Below are 8,611 nucleotides of genomic sequence, written 5' to 3' on the forward strand. Positions count from 1 at the left end.
ACTGGCTATCAAAGTAATGAGTGGAATACCTTTGAAGGCTATGACACCATTACGGATACAGGAACCACTGGCACAGATACCATCGTCGCCAAAGGTACGGGTAATGTGGATATTGGTCTCAAGAGCTTTGGGGTCAATAGCGGCATTGACACCATCGACGGGACCGGAGTAACAGGAAACGTCACCCTCGTCGGTGATTGGAGTGACAATCCCCTCGACTTCTCTAATACGGCTTTTGTCGGTAACAATATCCAAATCCATGGCTATTGGGGGAATGATCAAATTACGGGTAATGCTGCCAATAATGTCATTATCGGTGGCGGTGGTGATGACAATCTTAACGGCGGTAACGGTTCCGACAATTACATCTATACTGGCTATCAAAGTAATGAGTGGAATACCTTTGAAGGCTATGACACCATTACGGATACAGGAACCACTGGCACAGATACCATCGTCGCCAAAGGTACGGGTAATGTGGATATTGGTCTCAAGAGCTTTGGGGTCAATAGTGGCATTGAAACCATCGACGGGACAGGAGTAACAGGAAAAGTCACCATCGTCGGTGATTGGAGTGACAATACCCTCGACTTCTCTAATACGGCTTTTGTCGGTAACAATATCCAAATCCATGGCTATTGGGGGAATGATCAAATTACGGGTAATGCTGCCAATAATGTCATTATTGGTGGCGGTGGTGATGACATTCTTAACGGCGGTAACGGTTCCGACAATTACCTCTATACTGGCTATCAAAGTAATAATTGGGATAGCTTTGAAGGCTATGACACCATTACGGATACAGGAACCACTGGCACAGATACCATCGTCGCCAAAGGTACGGGTAATGTGGATATTGGTCTCAAGAGTTTTGGGGTCAATAGTGGCATTGAAACCATCGACGGGACAGGAGTAACAGGAAAAGTCACCATCGTCGGTGATTGGAGTGACAATACCCTCGACTTCTCTAATACGGCTTTTGTCGGTGACAATATCCAAATCAATGGCTATTGGGGGAATGATCAAATTACGGGTAATGCTGCCAATAATGTCATTATTGGTGGCGGTGGTGATGACATTCTTAACGGTGGCGGTGGTGAGGACACTCTTATCGGAGGATTAGGGTCAGATCAACTAACGGGAGGTGAAGGTCGGGACTGTTTTATCTTCAACACCGTTGATGAAATCGGTCAAGGCGCAAACCAAGACAATATCCTCGATTTCAATACTGGTCTTGATACTATTGACATCTCTGGCATCGATGCCAACTCCCTCAACGCTGGTAATGAGAGTTTCACGTTTATTGGTGCCTCGGATTTTTCAGGTCAAGCGGGACAACTGCGCTTTGACGGCGGTCTCCTTTGCGGGGATACCAACGGCGATGCAGTCAGCGACTTTCAATTGGCGATCGCTGGAGTGTATAGTTTACCTGTTACCAATATAGTGCTGTGACATCCTCTGGTTTAAGGCAATAAGCTCTTACTCTATTTAACTGAGTGTCAGCAGAAGTCCCATCGCTAAAAGCGAGGGACTTCTGCTTATACCAAATTAAATTGTATTCAGAGCAGATAGAGCATATTGATTGCGCGGTGGAGTCAATAAACAAAGTCATGGATGGTATTTCATCTCAAATTCGCATCGGACAAAGGTATTTATAACTTCCTGACTGTGACAACATTTGTCCTCATACCGTTTGGGTATGCAATCATGAGAATTTGCTTGGGGTGCCTGCGCGGTAATTTTTCCCGTCTCACTATCAAAATTAGGAGAAAGTCGCCTAATATATATATGAGGGTACTTATCTCCTATTAAAAACCGTAAACAACGAAATGAAAACTTTAAATCAGAATCCCTTGCAAGTAGAGGGAGGAGAAAACCTGCCCCTACTTTACGAAATTGATCAACATTTTTGGTTAGAGGAAACAATAAAAATCCTCAAGGAAAATCGCTTAGATGAATTAGATGTAATCCATTTAATTGAGGAATTAGAAAGCTTGAGTAAAAGAGATAAAAACCGAGTCAGTAGCTTACTTGAACAAGTAATCAGGCATTTATTACTTTTACACTATTGGACAACAGAAGCAGAAAGAAATCGGAATCATTGGCGAGCAGAAATTATCAGTTTTCGCACTCAATTAAGAAAATATTTAACGACAACTTTACAGGATTATTTAGCTGAGGAATTACCGATAATCTATCAGGATGCTTTAGCCTATGTTCAAGAAAAAACTGGTTTTTCTAGCAATTTTCCCCCAGAATGTCCTTACAGTTTAGAGCAATTATTAGATAAAAATTGGTTCAACTGTGAAGATTAGACATTAAAGATGATAAAATTATCAAGGAAAGCCGTTCTAAAACGATGGGTTTTTTAACCCAAATTTGCGATAATAAGATGCGCTTAAATTATCAACTTGGCATCAATGCAGATTTTTAGTTCTTTTATCTCATCTACGGCGACTTTTGCCGAATTATCCCTACAAGCGGCCAAGGCCCCTGTTGATACCCTCACCGGTTGGTCATTAGAGGATCGCGATCCGCAAGTGATCGAAAAATTTGTCCCCCTTCTGGACTGGTTTTATCACCATTATTTTCGCGTTAAAACCGATGGTTGGGAAAATATTCCCCCCTCAGGACAAGTATTATTCATCGGCTCCCATAACGGCGGTTTAGCGGCTCCCGATATGTTTATGATGATGTATGATTGGTTTCAACGCTTTGGCAGCGATCGCTTAATCTATGGTTTGATGCATTCGCGAGTCTGGCAAGTTTTCGCACCCCAAGCTAGTCTAGCGGCCCAAATGGGGGCCGTTCATGCTCATCCGAAAATGGCGATTGCTGCTTTAAATAGTGGCGCTAGTGTCTTAATTTATCCCGGAGGTGCTACCGATGTTTTCCGTCCCCACAGTTTAAGAAATAAAATTCATTTTGCCGGTAATCAAGCTTTTGTTAAACTGGCTTTACAGTACGAAGTGCCGATTATTCCCGCCATTTCCCACGGCGCTCACTCGACCCTGTTTGTCCTCGACGATATTTATCCTCAATTAAAAGAATTGCATAAAAAGGGTATGCCTTGGCCTTTCGGTATTGACCCCGAAACCTGTCCCATCTATTTCGGTTTACCCTGGGGACTAGCTATCGGTCCCTTGCCGAATATTCCCTTACCCGTATCGATACAGACGCGGGTTTGTCCCCCAATTATTTTTGAACGTTACGGCAAAAAAGCGGCCCGGGATCGCCGTTATGTACGCGAATGTTATGAGAAAGTCTGTTATTTGATGCAGCAGCAACTTGATCAATTAGTGGCAGCCAATTCTCCCCGATCCTAACCACGGGAAAGTTGGGACAAAGCGATCCCCATTGAGCATTTTTTCGTTCAGATTAACCCGCTTGTGAGATAATGAAGTGTTTTGAGCAAAGTTATCAGAACAAAGTTTTCTCTTGAGATTTGACGATTATTTGGGGAATGCAGAAAATTATGAAACTATTACCCGCAGAATGCCAGCATTTACAAGACAAAGTAGCCATAGTAACCGGGGCCTCGCGAGGGATCGGTAAAGCGATCGCCTTAGAATTAGCCAGCCAAGGTGCTACTGTAGTGGTGAACTATGCTAAATCTAGCAGTGCTGCCGATGCCGTTGTCGAAGAAATTACCGCAGCCGGGGGAAAGGCAATAGCTCTACAAGCAGATGTGGCTAAAAGCGAAGAAGTGGATAATTTAGTAGATAGTACCAAGGAAAAATTCGGTCATATTGATGTCTTAGTTAATAATGCCGGTATTACCCGGGATACCCTGATGTTAAGAATGAAATTAGAAGACTGGCAAGCGGTCATCGATCTCAATTTAACCGGAGTTTTTCTCTGCACTCGCGCCGTCAGTAAATTGATGTTAAAACAGAAAAGCGGCCGCATAATTAACATCACTTCTGTATCCGGTTTGATGGGTAATCCGGGTCAATCTAATTACAGCGCCGCTAAAGCCGGTGTCATCGGTTTAACGAAAACTTTAGCCAAAGAATTTGCCAGTCGAGGCATCACTGTTAATGCCGTGGCCCCCGGCTTTATTGAAACCGATATGACTCATGACCTCAAAGCAGATGAAATTCTCAAATATATTCCCCTCTCCCGTTATGGAAAACCGGAAGAAGTCGCCGGGATGGTGCGTTTTTTAGCCGCCGATCCCGCCGCTATTTATATCACCGGTCAAGTCTTTAATGTCGATGGTGGTATGGTTATGGCTTAATTCAGTTATCAGTTATCAGTTATCAGTTATCAGTGATTAGTTATCAGATTAAAGTGGTAAGTTTTAAGTTTTAAGTTTTAAGCTTTAAATGATATTATTCACCGATCAATCTTCACTAATTACTGTCTACTGTTCACTGTTTACTGTTCACTGATTACTGATTACTGTTCACTGATTACTGTTTACTGTTTACTGATTACTGTTCACTGATTACTGTTTACTGATTACTGTTCACTGATTACTGTTCACTGATTACTGATTACTGAAAATGACTTACTGTTTAGGAATTATCAATCGTTTTGGCATTGTTATGGGTGCGGATTCTCGTACGAATGCGGGAGTCGATTATATCTCGGCCTATCGGAAATTATTTGATTTTTCTCAGTCGGGAGAAAGAGTAATTATGGTCTGTACATCGGGCAATTTATCGATTAGCCAAGGAGTGATTCACGAACTAAAAAGAGATCTGCACAATCAAGAGGATAAAAATCTCCATTCTCTGACTCATCTCTACGATATCGCCCACTATATCGGTGATAAAAGTCGTCAAGTACAAGCTAGGGAAAGAACTTGGCTAGAACAAGATAATATTGATTTTCAATGTAACTTTATTCTTGGGGGACAAATTAAAGGAGAAGAACCGCAATTATTCCTGATTTATCCCCAGGGAAATCATATTCAAGCCACCAAAGAAACGCCCTTTTTACAGATAGGTGAAACTAAATACGGTAAACCGATTCTCGATCGCACTATTACCTATGATACACCCCTAGAAGAAATGGCTAAATGTGCCTTACTTTCCATCGATTCGACCATGAAATCGAATATTTCCGTCGGACCGCCTATCTATTTGAGTATGTATGAAGCTAATAGCCTAACCCTACGTCATAAGTTACAATTGCGTCTAGGAGACCCCTACCTAGCCAAAATGCGAAAACTCTGGGAGGATTACGTCCGGCAAGCTTTCGAGGCTATGCCCAATGTGGAATGGCATTATACCGATGAAGACCCAAAAGAAGATATCATAATAGATTAAGTAACTCTTTGTGAATTAACTTTACAACTCGATGATCATTGTTACCTTGATGTTGGCAGGTAGTCTAGCTTGGTTTTTTAGTACCCTTGCTGGTGGCGGCAGTCCCCTGATTCTACTCCCCGTTTTAGGTTGGTTTCTCGATGCTGCCGTCATTCCTCCAGTTTTGACCACGGGGATGCTAATCGGTAACGTCCAACGCATGGGAATGTATTGGCGCGCCATTGACTGGCCCTCGACGGTGTGGTATTTACCTGGGGCAATTATGGGATCTACCCTCGGCGCTTTTGTCTTTGCCCATTTACAATTCAAATGGTTGCCGCTAGTTTTGGGAATTTTTCTGGTTTTCTCCTCGCTTAAACAATTATTTCCCCAAGAAGAAAATCCTTTTTTTGAGATTAAAACCTGGTATTTTATGCCCTCGGGATTTATCTACGCTTTCCTGTCGGGATTAGTCGGTAGTACCGGCCCGATGATGAACCTGTTTTATATCAACTATGGGCTAGTTAAAGAACCAATGGTGGCAACGAAATCCGTTCACATGGTAGTGGTTCATGTGGCCAAATTAATCGCTTACGCGGCCTTTGGAGTTTTACATCTGCCCTTTCTCGGTTACGGTTTATTATTAGGATTAGCGGCCTGGCCAGGTAATTGGTTAGGACAAAAAGTTTTAGAAAAAATGAGTCCCCAACAATTTAAACAAGCAGTGATGTTATTCGTTTCGATGAGTGGCTTATTGATGATCTGGCGAGAACGCGGCATCGTCTTTTAAAATTTTGCTGACAAAGGGACAAATTTTGCTAAAATACTAGATAAAGGTGAATTGTACTAAATCCATGTAATACACCGATAACCGTTAAAATTGCTCCTTGACTAACCCCGCAGCTGAAAATGACAGAAACCGCCAATTTTACCCTCGAACAAGGTTTAGAACGCTACCAACAGGGAGAAAGCGCCGCCAGTTTATTGCCGGAATTTAAACAATTAAGCGATCGCGCTCCTAAAAATGCCGCCGTTTGGTCCTGTTTAGCTTGGTTATATATGCTCACCGATAAACCGGAATTAGCCCTAAAAGCCGCCCAAAAAGCCGTAAAACTCGATAAAGTTTCCCCCCAAAACCGGATCAATTTGGTTTTAGCTATGTTAGAAACCAAAACCGCCGGAGTTAGAGAACATATCGAACTGGTGCAACAATTAGTTAGTTTAAACAAAGAAGTTCGCCAAGAAGTGGATGAAAATATCGCCGATGGTTTAGCTAGAAAACCCGATTGGAAAAGTTTAGAACGCGTCAAAGCTTGGTTAAATGAATAAGAATATGGAATTATCAAGACAGTTATTACTCGGCTTAAAAGCCAATGATTTTCGGCATCCCATCGACCTAGAGGCAACTAATTCCCTCAAACAATTGCCTGGGTTAGATATAGCCGTAAGAAGTTTATTAGGTTCCGTCGCTGAAGAATTCTTTTACTTAAATAATATTGGTGCTAGTGTTTTGGTGGGAGAAAAACAATTACCCGACCTGAATAATCTACTCCTAGAAGCTTGCCGAATTCTCGACTTAGAACCACCTCAATTATACATTCAACAAAACCCCGTTCCTAACGCCTATACCTTCGCCATGCGCGGCAAAAAACCGTTTATGGTTATACACACTTCCCTAATCGAAATGCTAAATCCCGCAGAAATTCAAGCGGTAATGGCCCACGAATTAGGACATCTCAAATGTGAACACGGCGTTTATCTGACTTTAGCCAATATTATCGTCCTAGCGGCGGGATTACTGCCCAATTGGGGGACAATGTTAGCGCAATCCCTACAACAGAGAATGTTAGCATGGGTGCGCTGCGCCGAGTTTAGTTGCGATCGAGCGGCATTATTGGCAGTTCAAGACCCAAAAATCGTCATGTCGGTGTTAATGAAGTTAGCCGGAGGTTCCCTCAGTCTCGCACCTTTATTAAATTTAGAGGCTTTTATCGATCAGGCCAAGTCCTACGATGCCGTCAGCGCCTCGGAAATGGGCGAAATGTTAAAGGGTTTGCAAACCCAGCAGTTAACCCATCCCCTCCCCGTCCTGCGTGCGCGAGAAATCGATCGTTGGGCCGGTTCCCCCGATTATCAAAATTTGTTAAAAGGGCCAAAAATGGGTTATAATGATAAAGCTAATGCCAAGGGCGAATGGCGAAATTGGTAGACGCACCACACTCAAAATGTGGCGAGGCAGCCCCTCATGTCGGTTCGAGTCCGACTCCGCCCATTAAACTACGGTGATTTCTAGCTATTATGGTCTAGAAATAGCCGATAATATTATTGTCGGGGCGAATTGTCTTCGCCCTCTTTTAATAACTTCTGCTGCTCACCATAAGTGAGAGAAAGTCCCAAATGGGAGATGGCAAAATTTCCCTAAACCGAACTAACGAGTTTTGATTAGTTAAACTGAGAGTTTTTAGTAATTGACTGAATGATGGGCTGTAATATTTCAATAACCAGCATTTTCTTGGTGCTTGAGCTATACCCTGAGATGTAGATTTTTATATAATAAAAAAGATTTAGTATAGAGGTAAAATTAATGGCTGAAACGCTATATGAAAAAGACTATGTAGCTTGGCTGCAAGACCAGGCAGCAAAACTGCGATCGCCTGAGCGCAATACTTTAGATTGGCAAACTTTAGCCGAGGAATTAGAGGAAATGGTTGATGAACGCAAATACAAAGCAGAAAGCTTTCTTATTCAACTCCTCAGTCACCTGCTACTTTATGCCTACTGGAAGCATCCTTACTACCTACCTCACTGGACAGACGAGATAGATAATTTCAGATTGGAATTGAGCTTGCTGTTTCGCTCTCAGGTAATCTACAATCATGCCTTAGAAAGATTTGGTTATTGTTATCAAAAAGCTCGGCGAAAAGCGAGCCGCAAAAGTGGATTAACTTTACCAGTTGACTGTCCTTGGACAATTGAGAAAATTCTTGATGAAGATTGGTTCCCTGGTTAATACATACTCAAAAATAATGCTGTTTTTGAAAGGATTAATATCGCTGAATAGGGCAGAGTTTTGCTTGGTTAAAGTTGCGATTTTTAGTAACTGAATGATGGGGTGCCGACAAAAACCCCCGCTAAAGGCTAGGGCTGTTTCATTCTCCCATCAGAATATCAAAAGTAAAAGCGATCACTGTCTTTGTAAAATGAGAAGTGACCGGCAACCTTTTAAATATATGTTGAGCTTAATAGAAAAACTGAAACAAGTCAAGGACTTTCGGAAAGATAAAGGAAAAAGACACCCTTTATGGATAGTATTAGTAGTAATAATACTGGGAACAATGCTAGGATACTCAGGTTAT

General features: G+C 42.2%; 10 protein-coding genes and 1 tRNA gene. All 11 read left to right on the forward strand.

Annotation, left to right across the window (positions count from 1 at the left end; genetic code table 11):
• Positions 1-1,452, forward strand: a 1,452-nt coding sequence (locus IM322_RS00395) for a calcium-binding protein (RefSeq protein WP_287713062.1), incomplete at its 5' end; no start/stop codon positions are given.
• Positions 1,453-1,829: 377 nt separating this feature from the next.
• Positions 1,830-2,315 carry a DUF29 domain-containing protein gene (locus IM322_RS00400; RefSeq protein ID WP_287673073.1) on the forward strand — a complete coding sequence of 162 codons (486 nt, stop codon included), beginning with the start codon at positions 1,830-1,832 and terminating at the stop codon, positions 2,313-2,315.
• A 105-nt stretch (positions 2,316-2,420) separates the two neighbouring features.
• The gene (locus IM322_RS00405) at positions 2,421-3,326 is read left to right on the forward strand and encodes a lysophospholipid acyltransferase family protein (RefSeq protein ID WP_287673074.1); all 906 of its coding nucleotides are present in this window, start codon (positions 2,421-2,423) and stop codon (positions 3,324-3,326) included.
• A 137-nt stretch (positions 3,327-3,463) separates the two neighbouring features.
• Entirely contained in the window at positions 3,464-4,240 is a 777-nt protein-coding gene (gene fabG / locus IM322_RS00410) for a 3-oxoacyl-[acyl-carrier-protein] reductase (RefSeq protein WP_002782849.1), read from the forward strand.
• Positions 4,241-4,508: 268 nt separating this feature from the next.
• Positions 4,509-5,276 carry a proteasome-type protease gene (locus IM322_RS00415; protein ID WP_287673075.1) on the forward strand — a complete coding sequence of 256 codons (768 nt, stop codon included), beginning with the start codon at positions 4,509-4,511 and terminating at the stop codon, positions 5,274-5,276.
• A 31-nt stretch (positions 5,277-5,307) separates the two neighbouring features.
• Complete coding sequence (locus tag IM322_RS00420; protein ID WP_287077474.1) at positions 5,308-6,045, forward strand: sulfite exporter TauE/SafE family protein; 738 nt, start codon at positions 5,308-5,310, stop codon at positions 6,043-6,045.
• 119 nt (positions 6,046-6,164) lie between these two features.
• Positions 6,165-6,584: a tetratricopeptide repeat protein gene (locus IM322_RS00425; RefSeq protein WP_287077475.1), complete on the forward strand. Its 420-nt coding sequence runs from the start codon at positions 6,165-6,167 to the stop codon at positions 6,582-6,584.
• Positions 6,577-7,464 carry a M48 family metallopeptidase gene (locus IM322_RS00430; RefSeq protein ID WP_287673076.1) on the forward strand — a complete coding sequence of 296 codons (888 nt, stop codon included), beginning with the start codon at positions 6,577-6,579 and terminating at the stop codon, positions 7,462-7,464. Before IM322_RS00425 ends, IM322_RS00430 begins: the two co-directional genes overlap by 8 nt.
• A tRNA-Leu gene (locus IM322_RS00435) sits at positions 7,443-7,527 on the forward strand. The genes IM322_RS00430 and IM322_RS00435 overlap by 22 nt, the downstream gene beginning before the upstream one ends.
• 312 nt (positions 7,528-7,839) lie before the next feature.
• A complete protein-coding gene (locus IM322_RS00440; protein WP_287673078.1) occupies positions 7,840-8,265 on the forward strand; it encodes a DUF29 domain-containing protein in 426 nt (141 codons plus the stop codon).
• 220 nt (positions 8,266-8,485) lie between these two features.
• Positions 8,486-8,611, forward strand: a 126-nt coding sequence (locus tag IM322_RS00445) for a transposase family protein (RefSeq protein ID WP_287710009.1), incomplete at its 3' end; no start/stop codon positions are given.

The sequence above is a fragment of the Microcystis sp. M109S1 genome, from assembly GCF_020247025.1.
In the GTDB taxonomy this organism is placed as follows: domain Bacteria; phylum Cyanobacteriota; class Cyanobacteriia; order Cyanobacteriales; family Microcystaceae; genus Microcystis.